This is a genomic window from Parapedobacter lycopersici (assembly GCF_024643285.1).
In the GTDB taxonomy this organism is placed as follows: domain Bacteria; phylum Bacteroidota; class Bacteroidia; order Sphingobacteriales; family Sphingobacteriaceae; genus Parapedobacter; species Parapedobacter lycopersici.
Window position 1 is genome coordinate 152,343 of record NZ_JAMSLW010000007.1, and the last position, 15,784, is coordinate 168,126.

Annotated in this window: 16 protein-coding genes; all 16 read right to left on the reverse strand. The window is 37.4% G+C overall.

Going from position 1 to position 15,784, the window contains the following annotated elements:
- Positions 1–11: 11 nt before the first annotated feature.
- The 16 genes from NEV57_RS14990 to NEV57_RS15065 all read right to left on the reverse strand — a co-directional run bounded on the left by NEV57_RS14990 (position 12) and on the right by NEV57_RS15065 (position 15,704).
- The gene (locus NEV57_RS14990; RefSeq protein WP_257659159.1) at positions 12–944 is read right to left on the reverse strand and encodes a glycosyltransferase family A protein; all 933 of its coding nucleotides are present in this window, start codon (positions 942–944) and stop codon (positions 12–14) included.
- Between the two features lie 82 nt (positions 945–1,026).
- Positions 1,027–1,737 carry a CatB-related O-acetyltransferase gene (locus NEV57_RS14995; protein WP_257659160.1) on the reverse strand — a complete coding sequence of 237 codons (711 nt, stop codon included), beginning with the start codon at positions 1,735–1,737 and terminating at the stop codon, positions 1,027–1,029.
- A 188-nt stretch (positions 1,738–1,925) separates the two neighbouring features.
- Complete coding sequence (locus NEV57_RS15000; RefSeq protein WP_257659161.1) at positions 1,926–3,305, reverse strand: hypothetical protein; 1,380 nt, start codon at positions 3,303–3,305, stop codon at positions 1,926–1,928.
- Between the two features lie 15 nt (positions 3,306–3,320).
- Positions 3,321–4,715 carry a lipopolysaccharide biosynthesis protein gene (locus tag NEV57_RS15005; protein ID WP_257659162.1) on the reverse strand — a complete coding sequence of 465 codons (1,395 nt, stop codon included), beginning with the start codon at positions 4,713–4,715 and terminating at the stop codon, positions 3,321–3,323.
- The gene (locus tag NEV57_RS15010; RefSeq protein ID WP_257659163.1) at positions 4,709–5,395 is read right to left on the reverse strand and encodes an acylneuraminate cytidylyltransferase family protein; all 687 of its coding nucleotides are present in this window, start codon (positions 5,393–5,395) and stop codon (positions 4,709–4,711) included. The genes NEV57_RS15005 and NEV57_RS15010 overlap by 7 nt, the downstream gene beginning before the upstream one ends.
- A 15-nt stretch (positions 5,396–5,410) precedes the next feature.
- Positions 5,411–6,454, reverse strand: a complete 1,044-nt coding sequence (locus NEV57_RS15015; RefSeq protein WP_257659164.1) for a nucleotidyltransferase family protein — start codon at positions 6,452–6,454, stop codon at positions 5,411–5,413.
- 1 nt (position 6,455) lies between these two features.
- The gene (neuC, locus tag NEV57_RS15020; protein WP_257659165.1) at positions 6,456–7,565 is read right to left on the reverse strand and encodes a UDP-N-acetylglucosamine 2-epimerase; all 1,110 of its coding nucleotides are present in this window, start codon (positions 7,563–7,565) and stop codon (positions 6,456–6,458) included.
- Positions 7,556–8,587: an N-acetylneuraminate synthase gene (neuB, locus tag NEV57_RS15025; RefSeq protein ID WP_257659166.1), complete on the reverse strand. Its 1,032-nt coding sequence runs from the start codon at positions 8,585–8,587 to the stop codon at positions 7,556–7,558. The genes neuC and neuB overlap by 10 nt, the downstream gene beginning before the upstream one ends.
- Positions 8,571–9,122, reverse strand: coding sequence for an acyltransferase (locus tag NEV57_RS15030; protein WP_257659167.1), 552 nt, complete (start codon positions 9,120–9,122; stop codon positions 8,571–8,573). The genes neuB and NEV57_RS15030 overlap by 17 nt, the downstream gene beginning before the upstream one ends.
- The gene (locus NEV57_RS15035; protein WP_257659168.1) at positions 9,115–9,954 is read right to left on the reverse strand and encodes an NAD-dependent epimerase/dehydratase family protein; all 840 of its coding nucleotides are present in this window, start codon (positions 9,952–9,954) and stop codon (positions 9,115–9,117) included. The genes NEV57_RS15030 and NEV57_RS15035 overlap by 8 nt, the downstream gene beginning before the upstream one ends.
- Entirely contained in the window at positions 9,951–10,934 is a 984-nt protein-coding gene (locus NEV57_RS15040) for an ATP-grasp domain-containing protein (RefSeq protein WP_257659169.1), read from the reverse strand. The genes NEV57_RS15035 and NEV57_RS15040 overlap by 4 nt, the downstream gene beginning before the upstream one ends.
- Positions 10,935–10,938: 4 nt before the next feature.
- Complete coding sequence (locus NEV57_RS15045) at positions 10,939–11,571, reverse strand: metallophosphoesterase family protein (RefSeq protein WP_257659170.1); 633 nt, start codon at positions 11,569–11,571, stop codon at positions 10,939–10,941.
- A gap of 2 nt (positions 11,572–11,573) precedes the next feature.
- The gene (locus NEV57_RS15050; protein WP_257659171.1) at positions 11,574–12,737 is read right to left on the reverse strand and encodes a LegC family aminotransferase; all 1,164 of its coding nucleotides are present in this window, start codon (positions 12,735–12,737) and stop codon (positions 11,574–11,576) included.
- Positions 12,737–13,924 carry a UDP-N-acetylglucosamine 4,6-dehydratase gene (locus NEV57_RS15055; RefSeq protein WP_257659172.1) on the reverse strand — a complete coding sequence of 396 codons (1,188 nt, stop codon included), beginning with the start codon at positions 13,922–13,924 and terminating at the stop codon, positions 12,737–12,739. Before NEV57_RS15055 ends, NEV57_RS15050 begins: the two co-directional genes overlap by 1 nt.
- A gap of 31 nt (positions 13,925–13,955) precedes the next feature.
- Complete coding sequence (locus tag NEV57_RS15060; protein ID WP_257659173.1) at positions 13,956–14,294, reverse strand: hypothetical protein; 339 nt, start codon at positions 14,292–14,294, stop codon at positions 13,956–13,958.
- Positions 14,295–14,387: 93 nt separating this feature from the next.
- Positions 14,388–15,704, reverse strand: coding sequence for a nucleotide sugar dehydrogenase (locus tag NEV57_RS15065; protein ID WP_257659174.1), 1,317 nt, complete (start codon positions 15,702–15,704; stop codon positions 14,388–14,390).
- Between the last annotated feature and the right edge of the window lie 80 nt (positions 15,705–15,784).

Consider the following 15,784-nt stretch of genomic DNA (forward strand, 5'->3'; position numbering starts at 1 on the left):
AATAGCTTCGCTTAGCTCTCAGTAGAATTTCGAAATACTTGCCCTTTTTTTTCAAACAAAAATATACGCAAAAGATACTTCACCCAAGTTAAAAAGCGCTTAGTTTTATTGTCGATCAAACACAGATCGCTAGTAGCGGGTTTTGCACCTCTCCTATAATCGATTATCATCTTATTATAAATTGCCCTAGCTAAGAAAAAATCTATTGCTTTTAATAGTCGTACATCTTTTGATTGTTGGCGAATGTACTCAATACTTCTAACTGAACAAATTTCGCCAACAGGGTTACGAGTATTGTCCGTCACTCGATTTACAGTTTCTCGATGATAATGTGCTAATTTTTCATTTATCCAAACATTACCTTCACTTGCGGAAAGGCATCGAATCCAAGCGTCAATATCCCCCCCTCGTTTACAACGCCCCTCAGGAAACATGCCGACCTTTTTTATCAACGATTTTTTTAATGTGACGGCGCTTGTCCAAATAAAGTAATTTTGGGAAAAAAAATCTGTTAATGTGAAATCAACGTATTTATCAACTATTTTCTCAAAGTACGAATTTATAACTGTACTCTCGGCATAAATGCTGTCCCAATTGGTCGAAATGATTTCATATGTAGGAAATTGACGTATTGCCTGTTCCACACATTCTAAATAGGTTGACTCCCACTCATCATCTGCATCCAGAAACGAAATCCATTCGGAACTGGATTTATCTATTCCCAAATTCCGTGCTGCATATCCCCCAGGCCCTGGAGTATCTCTACTGAAAATCTTTATCCTCTCGTCTGCAAATCCACTCAATATTTCATAGGAATTGTCAGATGAAGCATCGTCTATTATGATAAATTCAAAATCACTATAACTCTGTTCCAACACTGATTTGACTGATCGATAAAGGTGAGGAGCCTTATTATGGACAGGCATGATGATTGAAAACTTCATAGTTATTGATTAATTAATGTCAAGTTTATTTTCACCTACCGTGTAGGTTGTCCTGTGTTATCTTTACTCAATTTTTCTCATTTCATAATGGCTTCCACATTCTTAATGTGTCACAGGTCAATTTTCCACTAAACAGATGCTGGTTTAACTTTATTTCGTTTATTGGCTTTTCCCACCATTTTAACATTTGTAAACAATCTACTGTTTCCTCATCAAACCGTTGTCCAATTACTTTGGCCGGAGAGCCCGCGACTATAGTGTATGGCGGTATTTCCCCTCTTACAACACTGTTAGCGGCCACAATTACGCCATTGCCGATTTTTGAGCCAGAAAGAATAACACATTGAGTCCCAATCCACACATCGTTACCAATAAGTATTGGGCCATTTGAATATATATCAATCTCCCGCGAAGAGTTAAATAGGTTTTGATGTATATGATAGGTACTAAGTGTGTCGATATTGTGATTGAACTCCTGAATAGAAACATTTCTGGCGATACTCGTAAAAGAACCAATTTGCACTTCGTTAATGTGGTTAATTATATCTGTATTTGGTCCATTAATAGATGTATACCGTCCTATCGAAACACGCTGACGGGCGAAAATAGTAACATTATCAATAATTCTGCAATTATCTCCCACCTCAATTAGACCTCGTGCAGTCAGCCCCTTAATTATAGTATTTGAGCCTATTCTCGCCTCTCCATCTAGATCATATATATTGGTGTTTTTTAACCTTAACGCCAAAGATCGAAGAACTCGATTTTTAATTCTCTCGAATATTAAGTTCATTTCTCGATGTTTTTAACTTTTAATATCATAGTAGATAAGCAGCAATTTATATATAAATAACCATTCGTTTCTCTCATTTGGTAGTTCTAAGTCTCGAAAATGAAAACCAATCAGTTCCATTTAAATCCCAATGATCTTCTATAGATTAGTAAACGCCTCTTCGTCAATTTAACATCCTTTTCTCCCAATTATGCCTCTACCCGCCCTTCTCTAAAAATAGTGGTGATTAACCTTAGCAGTGTATCCTCCTCTTTTTCGATGTGAACATGAAGAAAGTCCAAATCAAGATAATGACTGTAAATCTCCGTCCCCGTTTCGTCGATTATTATTGTCGGTACCTCGAGTAAAATTCCTTCAATTATAGATCCCGAAAACTTAGAAATATGTACGCTTGTATTCTTTAAAATAAGAGGCAAAGGTAGGCGAGACGCCGCATCAATTTCTACTTCCTCAATTTTTCCGATATTTTGGAGCTGTTCTGTAACACGGCTTCTTGATGATGGCATCCTTGGGTGAAGTCTAATCCACCATTGAAATTCAATAGGAGTATTAACAATGGTTTCCAGAATAAAGTCATCCAACTCGTCCTGTTGCAGAGTATATAATATTATTCTCTTTTTAGGGAATTGGAATTCGACCTTTTGAGAGAGTTGAAATTGAACCCAAGGATTCCCGCCTAAGATCGCTGATTGACCGTTTTCAGCATCTAACCACTTTTCTATATTGTGCCTGGACCCAGCGTCCCAACACCAAAATATTCTAGGTAGAACATTTAACCCGTTAGGCGGATAATTGCAATAAGTATACATGGGGTGGAGTGAGCCTTGCCCGCCGTGCTGAACATCGTAATTGACTATATTAACCTTATTACTCGCGAAATGGAGGGCGAACATTGCATTATTATAATAACACAACCCGAATATTTCTTTAAAGTTATATTTAGATATTAATAACGAAAAAAAACCCGTCATTGCCGCCAATTCTCTTATTCGTTTAGATACATACAGGTTAAACTTTTCTGTATCTATATTTGTCGATATCGCAAGTTTCTTCTTAAAATCCGACCAACCTGGTTGATACAAGATCTTTTTTTTCCTAAACTTGTTTAAAAGCAAAAACCCTAACCGGTAATCCTCGAAAAACAGCAGCCGATGCTGATCAGGATATATTTTTGTTTGATCTCGGATTCCGTATTCCAATTCTAACACGTCATCATTCCCATTATTTATGATCGGGTGAAAGTATCTATTTATAAAACGTCCCTCCCAATTCACACGATGAGCAGAATACCCACAATACATTTTTGTAATAGAAAGGTTTTGCGATTGGCATTTTAAACGAAAAATACGGAATAACGACCTTATTAATGCAAAGACGTTGAAACCAAATGACTTTCTACCGGCCGATTGGGGGTCTTGCTTCGTATCGGATTTTTTGTAATAGTAAAAAAAAAGGTCTCGCTTAACAAGAGGCCATATGTCAATCTCCCCAAATTTCCAATCGTATACTGGAATCGTTGATTCAATATCATTAAGTAACTCGATAAAATCCCTTCTATTCAATTCCATCTAATTTGTTATCATTTATGATGAAAACTTCCTAATAAATAACACTCCTAAAATTAACACAAAAAAAGACAAAATAATTTTTACTGCAATTCCTGTCTCAACAATAAAAAAGGAAGTAATTGTAAGGAAGATTGTAATACCCAACCAAATCATTTGATAATAAGGCACTTTGTTAATTCTTTTTGAAGCAGACAAATAATAACCAGAGTAACCCATATACATTAATGATATAAAAGTGTTTATAGCGGCTGCCTTATATCCGAAAAATGGTATAAGACTAAAATTTAAAATTACATTTAATAGGCCAGCAATAAAAGTCACCTTTAATAAGCTTTTTGTCTTTTCTTCATAAAACAACTTATTATTTGCTCCTAAATACATCGGACGATAATTATAAGCCATTAAAATAATTATGCCTATTGGGTAAGTCGATTGCAGCTCCCTATTCTTAAGCAGCAATTGGAAAATTTCCTTCAACCAAATTGCTGCCATGAATGTTAGCATAAAATATCCGACTTGCAAGACAAAAACGAGATTTCTCGCTTTCAGATCGTCACCGTCTTTATAAGATGCATTCATCAACGGACTAATGGCAAAACCAGCTGCTGTGCCTAATTGTTTAAATAGATTACCAATAGTATAAGCAGCATTATATAGACCTATATTGCCTGTGGATATGCCTACCACTTTCATGATCAGACGATCTGAAGTCTCTAAAAGATAAGACGCATAATAATGTGGAACGGTTGGGAGAGAGGTTGTTAGTGACTGTCTAATATATCGCCATTTAAAGTTGAAAATCGGCGTTAACTTTAATTTGAAATTAACGGGAATAAAATACGACGCTTGACTTAAAATAGTTGATATACCTGTCGATATAAACCATCCCATATATCCCAACCTTAACACAGCAATAAAATAAATATTCAACATAACCGTGATCAGCCCGAATATAGCCGAGCGAACGGCTATCTGTAAAGGCCTTTGTTTAAGTTGAAAAAATGCTATTCCAATTATCGAAGTAGGACCGAAAAGAATCGCTGGAGCGATGTTTAAAGCAATTATCGCCCACCGATGTTCGATAGCTTCCTGAGGAACAAACCACCACAGAATTAACCATAACAATAGCGAATAAGGAAAGTTCCAAAGTATTAAAAAACCATAAATTTGCCGCCAACGCCATTTAAATTGTTGCGGACTTTTATAAAAGGTATTAACCAAGATTATTCGAAGGCCTAATGTATTCAAAACTGCCATTGAACCCGCCACAGCAGTTATTATACCGTAAACTCCGAAATCAACTTCAGTGAGATATTGAGTAATAATTGGAAGAGACAACACACTTGCAACTCGTGTAATTTGAGGTGCTAAACCATAAATCGCTGTATGAGAAAATAGCTTCCTTAACATCTAGGTGTATTCCCTTTTATTAAAAACTCAACATAGTCGAAGTCTTCCTTAGTATCGATATCTAACGAATTTACTCGGTCCATTAAATACGCATAGGAGCGATCTGTGAAATAAAGGTCTTGTTCAATAATTCTTGTCTTAAAAATATAGATAGCCCCGTTTGGATAGTAGGTGGGTTGATTTTGCTGTCGATTAGTAGAGTAATTATCAAAAATAGGGTGTATTAACCCGTTAGTGTCAACATATTTATGCCACACAATGGGATGATCTTCTTTGCAAAAGCTAACAACTGAATCGGCATCCCTACTCAGAAATAAGCCGATAGCATTATCGATATCTTTACTGGTTCTCAAAGGGCTTGTAGGCTGTAACACAGCAAATTGGTCGACAGAAACATTATCCGATTCAGACAACATTTTAACTACATGCTTAAATACATCAATGGAGCGGGCGGTGTCAGTTGCTAATTCAGCTGGGCGTAAAAATGGGCATTCTGCACCAAACTTCTGTGCGATCTGAGCAATTTTCTCATCATCGGTACTAACGATAACTTTATCAATATGAGACGATTTCTTTGCCGCTTCAATTGTGTAGGCAATCAAAGGTTTACCATTGAGTTCCAAAATATTTTTATGGGGTAACCCTTTTGATCCACCCCTCGCAGGGATAATTGCTAACATTCTATGTGTCTTGAATTATAGTTTAATATGCTTAATGTCTTCTTGAGCCTTTTTAAAATCCTCGTGTTTGCCGATATCTAACCAATAGCCATTAATAGGATACGTAGTTAACTTAAGATTCATTTCAATAACTTTATCCATCAAATTGGTAATGTCGAAAAATTGATTCCTGGGAATCATTTTTAATAGACTTCTTTTCAAAATATAAATTCCGGCATTTGAGTAGTAGGTATAACGCGGCTTTTCCTTCAACGATTTAACAATTTGTTTTTCATCGGTTTCAAGTACAGCATACGGAACATCTACCTGATAAGAAGTTGCAGCAACACACATATCAGCATCCGCAGCTTTATAACCTTTATAAAAATCAGCAAAATCTATATTAGTCAATAAATCGCTATTCATCACGATAATGTCGTCAAATTCAAACTTATCCACCAAAAGAATGGAACCAATTGTACCTAACGGCCTATCTTCCTTTACATATTTGATGTTAATCCCTTTATCTTTGCCGCTTCCAAAATATGCCTCCAATTGCTCGCCCAGATAATTAATACTAAGGCTGATATTCTTAATGCCTACTTTTGCGAGTCGATCGATATTATACTCAATAATTGGTTTGTCTCCGACCCTTAATAAGGGCTTGGGAGTATCCTCGGTTAAGGGCCTCAGTCTCCTTCCTTCCCCACCAGCCATCAAAACGGCATCAGCCGGGATAAGCGTACTTCGAGTTCTGAAATTTACAACATCAATAATCTGGTTCTTGTGATTCAAAACCGGAACTACTTTGAAATTTTTCTTTTGATATTGTTCCAGAATATCTACCGCATAATCGTTTTCGCGAACAAAAGCCGGATTCGGTTGAATAAAGTCTTCAATATTGTTTTCAAATCCTAATCCGCGAATGAATCCTCTTCGTAGATCTCCATCCGTAAGTGACCCCATCAGCGTCTTATTTTCATCAACCACAAAAAGAATTGCATCGGGGGCGATCATATCCAGTTGTTTTAGCGCATCTCGGACTGTCGAGCTGTGTAATATGGTGTGTTGGTTCATCATTTTAATAGATGTTGTCAAATGCGTTTATCAATTTCTCTGTTATCTTTTTTGCTGCATCTCCTGTTCCGTAGATATTCTTTTTTGACAGTTTTGGTAAGCTCGGTATGTTTCCTAATGCAGTCAAAATCTCCTGTTCATCAATTTTTACGTCAATGACATTTTTACCACGCTCTCTTCCCTTTTGGCGATCGCCTATATTAATTACGTATTTAGCAAATGATGCTGCTTCCACGATTCCGCTTGAAGAATTGCCCAGCACACATAAACATTTTCTCAAAGCGGTGTAATACCCTTCTGATCCCAATGATTCAACTACGAAAATGTGTTTGCTTTGCTTGGCTGCGTGATTGATTTTCTTTCGAATTTCTGAACCCGCAGTATCTGCATTGGGCATCGTAACCAACACATTTGATGGTAGTCTTAAAAGGACATTTTCTATGATTTTGGCATAATCCCTATTTTTTTCAAACCCGACTGTTTCAGGATGGAAGGTAAACAGTATGTAAGGAGCTGAAAGATCAAATCCATATTTTCTTTTAAACGAATTTGTGGTTAGTGTTTTTATTTGCTTTATATTGTCTATTGCCAATGAGCCCGTAAAAAAAATATTTTCTTTGCTACCAATGATATCTGCAACCCTTTCTGCGTTTTTTTTTGTATTCGTAAAATGATACCTTGACATTAACGACAACGTATGCCTATATATATTATCTATTGCTCCTTGGGTTTCTTCTCCCCCACTAATATGGGCAATTGGAATATTGAAAGGAACGGACGCAGATACAGCAGCAAACATCTCATATCGGTCTCCTAAGCAGAAGACTAAATCAAACGCGCTATCTTTCCAGAATGCTGCAAATTTATCATGAACTTTCCCTATAATTCGGACTATTGTCTCGGGAGAGTCACCATCAATTATGGTATCTATTTCTTTGTATACGTTAAACCCGCGTTCTTTAATGTAAGAAACCGTATAACCATGCTTGCACGACAGGTGTGTACCGAAAACTACTATTTTAACACGAAATCTATCATACTTCGCGAGCTCACTTAGTAACGGCATATAAAAACCGAAATCCGCCCGCGAACTTGTCAATATCGCTATTTCCATTCGATATCTTTTAGTTGCAGCATGGCATCCTTAGTCATATCCGACCTCAATTTACATCCGATAATTTCATCGATTAAAATTGGACTGATGCCATTCCCCGGTCGTTTAACAGTTAAATCATCTTCAGAAAGGACGTGTCCTTTCCGCAAATTACGCGCTATATGTACACTTTTACGTGCGATCTCGATATTCTTTCGCTCTGATTCAGATGGTGTTTTTGTTCCATTTCCTAATGCTTGTTCGATATTTCGAATTGCATTAATCATTTGCTTTAATTCTGCAGGATCCAAAGATGCTCGGTGATCAGGCCCCTCCATATTCTTATCTAAAGTAAAATGCTTTTCAATCACCTTAGCGCCTAATGCTACCGCGGCGACCGGAACTTCGATTCCCAGTGTATGATCTGAATAGCCAACGGGGGTTGCAAAAGCATTTTTAATTGTCAACATCGCTTTTAAATTGACATCTCTCATGGGAGTCGGATATTCCGTATTACAATGCAACAATGTAATGTTGTCTTTCGAGGTTCCCGCTTTTACAATGATATCTATTGCACGCTCAATCTCACCAAGTGTTGACATTCCAGTTGAAAGGATCACCTTTTCGTTATAACCTCCTATTTTTTTTAAATAGGGAAAGTTGGTAATTTCTCCTGAAGGCACTTTCCAGATTCCCTTATTTAAATCCGCTAAAAATTCAATGCTATCCATATCAAAAGGAGTGGATAAAAATTGTATTCCTTTCTCCCCGCAATATTTTTCCAGATCTCTGAAATCATTAAATTTCAATTGGAGTTTTTTTACCATTTCCAACTGGCTCTCCTCTTCTCCAGTTACCGCTTTTTGATAATCTGCTTTTATAGCATTTTTTGATATCACATTCTCTGCTATAAATGTTTGAAATTTCACAATATCAGCTCCGGCATCCACAGCGGAGTCAATCAATTTTTTTGCCAATTTAATGTCACCATTATGGTTTACACCGGCTTCAGCTATAATTAAGACTTTATTGTTCTCCATCATTTTCTAATAAATATTTTATTACTCTCGCAGGTGAGCCCACAGCCACTGCATGATCAGGTATATCTTTGTTTACCACAGAATTTGCCCCAACTACACTGTTTTTCCCAATAGTAACACCCGGTAATATTACCGAGTTAATCCCAATCCAACACCCTTTTTTTAACTTAGTTATTCCTACCCGGTATCCTTGTTCTTTGATTGGTCTTGTAACATCATCAAACAAATGCGTACTGCTATATATTGAAACATTAGGTCCCAGCAAGACATCATCCTCAATGACAACTTTTGAGTCTGGATTGCCCGGATAACTTGAGATAATCGTTCCTCCTGGAATAATTACATTTTTACCAATTTCGACATTCCGTGTTCCAATAATAGTGGCAAATGGTCGGATTTCTGAATTATAACCGATGTTGCTAATTTTCTTCTTTTGAAACCACAACCTAATAGGCTTAATAAATAACAACCAATGGGTCAAATACATATCGGGTCCAATTTTTGGATAAAATAACATGAATTTAAGATGCTTAATCATTTAGCCACTTTTTTAGCTTCGTTATATCCAACTTAAAATTACTCCTGTTCCCTTGACTGAGAAGAATAATCTTAGACGCCTCATTACCTTTTTCCTCAAGAATTCTACGTGCGATTTCTTTAGCCGTAATAAATTCATCGCTAACGTTAAAGATTCCAAACGCTCCTTTTTCGGCGAAACGCCTAACATATTCGCATAATTTTTCAATCTTAATTTGATTAATGAATCTTTCTCCATTCGCATACAAGGTCATCGTATTTTTTTGCTTCAATTCCTCTTCCAAAATCGGGATTAAACGTGAAGTGTTCATTCCTTGTCCATAAATAACACCAACCCTTAAATGTAAGACTGCGATATTAGTCCCTTCTAATAAATAGTTAAAAATCGTTTCAACATTCAATTTTGAAAGCCCATAAAAACAATCTGTATTCTTTGAAGGGTCCAATTCCGAATCCTCAGAAAAGGTTCCACCTGCATTCGGATAAACGGAAGAGCTTGAAAAATTAATCAGCTGCTTTATCGAGGTCTTTTGTATCGCTTCGGATATATTTTTTGCCATTTTAGCATTATCAAAAATTACCGAAAGGTCTTTCAGATTGCCTGCACCAGCTAAAACCGATGCTGTATGAATTATGACATCGATCTTATTTTTCAAGATAACATTAAATAAACGATATGTATCTTCTTCATTAACCAGATCGGCTTTATAGCATTGGTCATTAATAGCAGCTCCACTTCGGTATGTCCCCCAAACTAAGTCTCCCCTATTGCCGAAAAAATGGAAGAGATTCCTACCAACAAATCCATTGACACCTGTTATTAAAATTCTCATTTCTCCGAAGTAAAAAACTCGTCATAATACCTGACCACTGTTCCTTCTCGTAACTCAAAATCTAGCTCGCGGTCAAATAGCAGGGTGTTGAGAATATACTCTACCTCCCTAAAACCAAAAAGCGAACGAATATATGTTGTGCCGGAATGGCGTCCATTTATTTCAAATATCTTAGGTATACCATTCTTGTCAATTCTCAGTTGAAAATTACATGCGCCAAAGGGTTTCAAAACGCTGGCTGCCCCTATCAAATAATCTGTAATAATTTGAGGAAAGTTTTCACTGTAACGGGAGATAAATGTATTGCCAGCTTTAAGACTTCTATTTAAAACGATTGCTTTCTTTACCGCATTGTTTAAATAAATGACACCACAAGTAAATTCAGTTTCTTCTGTTCCAATACATTCTTGAATTACCGGGTCCTTTACTGCGTTTATGGCAGTATTAAGCTGATCTTCATTTTCCACCTTACTTACTCCAACGCTACGCGCTCCTTTTCTGGGCTTCACAATTAAAGGAAAATGTAATTCAGCACTTTTCAATTCACTGGGCAACCACGATTGTGGGTGATAAAGGCTATTATCTTTTAAAAATTGGTAAGTTAGGTACTTATCGTCAGCAATCCGTATTACATCTTCCGAACTCACCATTACAATAGCTTCTGTTTCTTGTTCAATAGCTTTTTTATATTTTGCGAATAATGGTAATTCAAAATCAACACCAACAAACAAAACTCTTATGTCGTTATCTTGCAAGTGTCTAATAACAAACGCCAACCATTCACGTTCTATCACAGGTGATTTTAAAATATCTGGAAGGATATAATTCCTCTTACACCAAAAGGCCCCCACAGTATTTCCAAAATAATCGAAGCCTATTAAAGTAATTTGACCACTCAAATCGGAGCGTATAATCGATTTTATTATAGCTTGGCCAATTAGACTTCCCGTACCGGTTACACCAATATTTATTTTATCCATAGTATTATTTTCTTTTTGATAAAATATAATCTATACAAATCTGAGGGTATTGATCTACTTCCATTTGATTGATCAATTGGTTAGATGAAAATGATTGCCGCTTTAACTCCACTTTATTACCCTCAGGGTAGAAAAGCGCATAGTTTATTTCATCAATGTTTACTCTGCTTTGTCCAACACTACCTACATTGATCAGCGAAAAACCATTTATTGTTCTCTCAAATATCCTGTGTGAGTGCCCAATAAAATAATTTTCGTCTAAAGACAGCTCCGTATCTTCAAATATATAAGCATCAAGAATCGTATGACAGAATATAAAATTGCTTAATATATAACGTTGTTCATATTTTTCAATTTTTTCTGTCCTTTTAAACTTTGGATAGCAAAAGTTGAAAAATGCCAGCGCAACAGGATGCGTTCCTAAATATTCTCCCGCAATAAATGCCTCTTCATGATTCCCCTTTAAAAGCACTTTATTCTCAATCGTCTCTAATAATTCAACGCATTCATTGCTCCAGGGCCCGTAATTCACCACGTCCCCCAATGAGATCACTAAATCCGAATCGGCTTCTTTCTTTAGGACAAATTCCATAGCAGGCAAATTGCCGTGAACATCACTAATTACCAAAACCTTCATCGCTAGCTTTTATTTCTTACACTACTTGGTATATTCACGGCCCTGTCCGCTAACCAGCGACTGTTTTCCAGTTCATCATGTTGGCAACGTTTAAACATTGGCAACGTATTCATCAAATCCCAAACAGGTCTTGTCATGACACCATTTTCATTTGTATCCTTCAAAAAAGATGTCTGCGCGTCTGTACTTTCAAACAAAATTACATTTAGCCAATAATTGGCTTTTGCATGCCCTATCTCTCTAACAAACTGAACTACTCCCTCCTTCTCAAAAAAATCGTGATAAGAATCTGCCAATGTTCGTTTGTCTTTCAAAAACGATTCCAGTTGCTCCAATTGGGCGCACGCCAAAGCAGCATTCAAATTGGGCATTCTATAATTGTACCCGATTTCATCGTGTGTAAATCGCCAAGCGTGTGGTAATTTCGCCTGAGTAGTTAAATGCTTAGCACGTTTCGCCAACTCCTCATCATCGGTTATCAACGCACCGCCGCCTCCACAGGTAATTGTTTTATTGCCATTAAAGCTGAATATTCCTACTTGCCCAAATCTTCCAGTATGCCTCTTTTTGTAATAGCTGCCAAGCGATTCCGCGGCGTCTTCTATCACAATAATATTCCATTCATCGCAAATGGAAACTACTTCATCAATACGTAATGGGAGGCCAAATGTGTGCATTGGCACACAAGCCTTGATTCTCCTCCCCGTCGTTTTATTATAAGTAAATCCATCTCCCCGTTTTTCAGCATTAATCTCTAAAAATGATTTCAATTTTAGTGGCGACATACCCATTGTATCGCTATCCACGTCAATAAAAACAGGTATAGCGTTACAATAGCTGATCGCATTCGCAGTAGCAATAAATGTCAATGCTTGCGATAGCACTTCGTCATTTGGCTGAACATCATTTACCAATAGAGCCATATGCAATGCATTAGTCCCACTAACACAGGCTACAGCATGTTTAGCTCCTGTGTATGCAGCGATCTCTCTTTCGAAACGATTCACAAACTCTCCAACCGAAGAAACAAAAGTAGAGTCAATGGTTTCACTTAAATATTTTTTCTCATTCCCTCCAAAATGGGGTGCATGCAGCGGTATAAAGCTATTTTCATTATTAAAGGCTTTTCTAATAAATGCAATTATATCTTGTGTATATTGTTCCATTACATCTTCGAATCTAAATATTTTCCGGTTTCTTTATGGTCGAAATTGGGAATCATGTAATTGAACAAGTCGACAATCTCTTCCTTATTCCAACGCCTTTTTATATGCATTGCGTTAATAGCACTTTCAAAACGATCAAGTTTATTTTCTTCTACGTTTAATTCATTTTTTATAATCCCCAAATTTTCAAATCGCGTCGTGTCCAGCACTTCATTTTCAGTATAAAACTCTTCGAAATCTTTCTCTCCTGTTGTGTCACTCGCGGTAAATAGACACGGCCATTTCCGTTCTGCCGATAATGTGTTTACCAATTCTCTGGCCTGATCTTCATCTTTGCACAAATATGGCTCATAACCAATTTCTCTTAAGTATTTCTCCGCAATCTCAGCGAATGTTATTAAATGCAATTGCTCACTTAACTTCGGAAAAAATATGTCCCGATTTTCACCAAAAACGCAAGACATTAGACATAGCTCACCTGATTCTTTTGGAATAACAAAATAACGTTTGATGTCATTGGGAGCAACAATTGGTTGTTTTTTTTCGAGGCGTTTATTGAATCCGTGCAGGAGTGACCCATCAGAAAACGCTACATTCGCGAAACGAGCTGTAGAAATTATGATATCTTGACTCCTACGCATCAAAAACATCTCCATGATCCGTTTGGATGCTCCCATCATGTTAACTGGGTTAGCGGCTTTATCAGTAGAAACACAAAAGTATTTCTTTATCCCTTTATTGATGCATTGCTGCAAAGTCTTGTCAGTGTTAAAGACGTTTACATTAATCATTCGCATCAAGGTATAAGGATCTTTTTCACTTCTGACGTGCTTTAAAGCCGACAAATTAAGAACATAATCGTATTCACCATCTGCTTCCCAAAAAGCGTCGTATTCTATGGATCCTATATCAAGTACAAATGTTTGGAAATCGCCATCGATGTAACCGAAAGAACTACGAATATCTCGGACAAGCTCCACCATATTATTTTCGCTAATATCGACAACATGGAGCTTTTTGGGGTTTCTCTTAAAAATCTCTTTAGTGGTCGCCTGGCCTATTGAGCCCGCACCTCCAAGTATTAAAAAACTAGACCCGGCAATCACTTGTGTAAGATTATCTTCATGATTAGTTATATCGTTTGTGAAAAGCTCATCAGAACGTCCAATTAATGATAAAAAATCCATTGCTTTATTTATTATTTATTGAATTACCCTATTATTTACCGGCCGTATAATTGCTAAAATGCTGTGTCGTGGAGGGATCGTTACGGCTGTTTACCAACGCCGATGGCGTAGCGTGTGATCTCCATCTAGGCGGTGCATACTGCATTGCCCAACCACAAATCTTGATCGGAGTGTTCTCCGAGGGAAAGATCGGGTTGGCCCTAGCAATGTTCACTTTATCACCGACGAAAAAAAACTGGCTCTGTCGTGCCTCGAAAGTCGCTCCTTCAAGCTCCTGCTCGTATACCGGCAGCTTCACTATATCGTCATAGCTCCTTAACGCAATATAATCACCGCTGAGGTCCAGGTATTTTTGAGTCTTCCTCGACATGGTGAAGCCACCAACATAACCAGCCCCGACGCTACATATATTTGTCATCCTCATTTATTGGCTTGAATATGAATATCATAAGCGGCGAATAAATTACAGCCGGCCGTCAACAAGATCACGATTGAGGCAAGCTTTGGTATCGAAAATTACCCCATTACTTCGCTTAATTTTCTTAAAATCGAAAGTTAAAAACTCTCGATGTGCTACTGCAACAACCAGGGCGTCATAGCTAGCGGTTTCATCCAATTGAGTCAAGATTCCGATACCATATTCATGTAATACTTCATCAGCGTCCGCCCACGGATCATAGATATCAACGTCTAATCCAAAGGAAATTAACTCATGATAAATATCCACCACACGAGTATTACGTACATCCGGGCAATTCTCTTTAAAGGTAATTCCCATAATCAACGCTTTAGATCCTTTGATTTTATGATCTTTCTGAATCATAAGTTTAACTATCTTATCGGCAACAAATGATCCCATATTATCATTAACACGACGACCGGATAGGATAACCTGTGGATGATATCCTAGGGACTGGGCTTTATGTGCTAAATAATAGGGGTCTACTCCAATACAATGCCCCCCTACTAAACCCGGTTTATATTTGAGAAAATTCCATTTTGTTCCAGCAGCTTCGATCACGTCATTGGTATCAATACCAATTCGATCAAAGATTAGTGCTAACTCATTCACGAAAGAAATATTCAAATCTCGTTGTGCGTTTTCGATCGCCTTGGAAGCCTCTGCTACCTTGATATTGGGAGCCTTGTGTGTTCCTGACTCAATAATGGATCGATAAAGCTCGTCAACGCGGTTGGCCGTTTCGGGCGTTGAACCGGAGGTTACTTTTTTGATTTTCGTTAAGGTATTGACCTTATCTCCGGGATTAATCCGCTCGGGAGAATACCCAGCAAAGAAATCGTGATTGAATTTTAAACCGGACACACCTTCTAAAATCGGCACACAGTCTTCCTCTGTACAACCAGGATAGACGGTTGATTCATAGATAACAATATCTCCCTTTTTTAGTATGGATCCCAACATCCTGGATGCATTAATAAGCGGCCGCAAATCAGGTGCCTTGAATTGGTCAATAGGTGTAGGCACGGTTACAATAAAAATATTGTACGCTTTTAAAGCGTCAACATTTGAGGAAAAAGAGAGACCAACATTGTTACCTTCCTGCTTAAAGGTGATAACAGTTCTCAAAGAGACCAAATCAGCTTCTTTTGTACGGTCTTTCCCTTCACTGAGTTCGGTAACCCGGTCTGTATTGATATCAAATCCCAATACATCATATTTCTTACCGAATTCAATAGCTAACGGTAAGCCAACGTATCCTAATCCAATAATAGCAATTTTCGCATTTTCCACAATTTTCGGTTCAGCATTACTGTTCATATATCGTTTTATATAATTATTCTCCTACCGCATAATACTGGAATCCGATTTGGTCAAGTTTATTTGCTGCGAGGATTTTC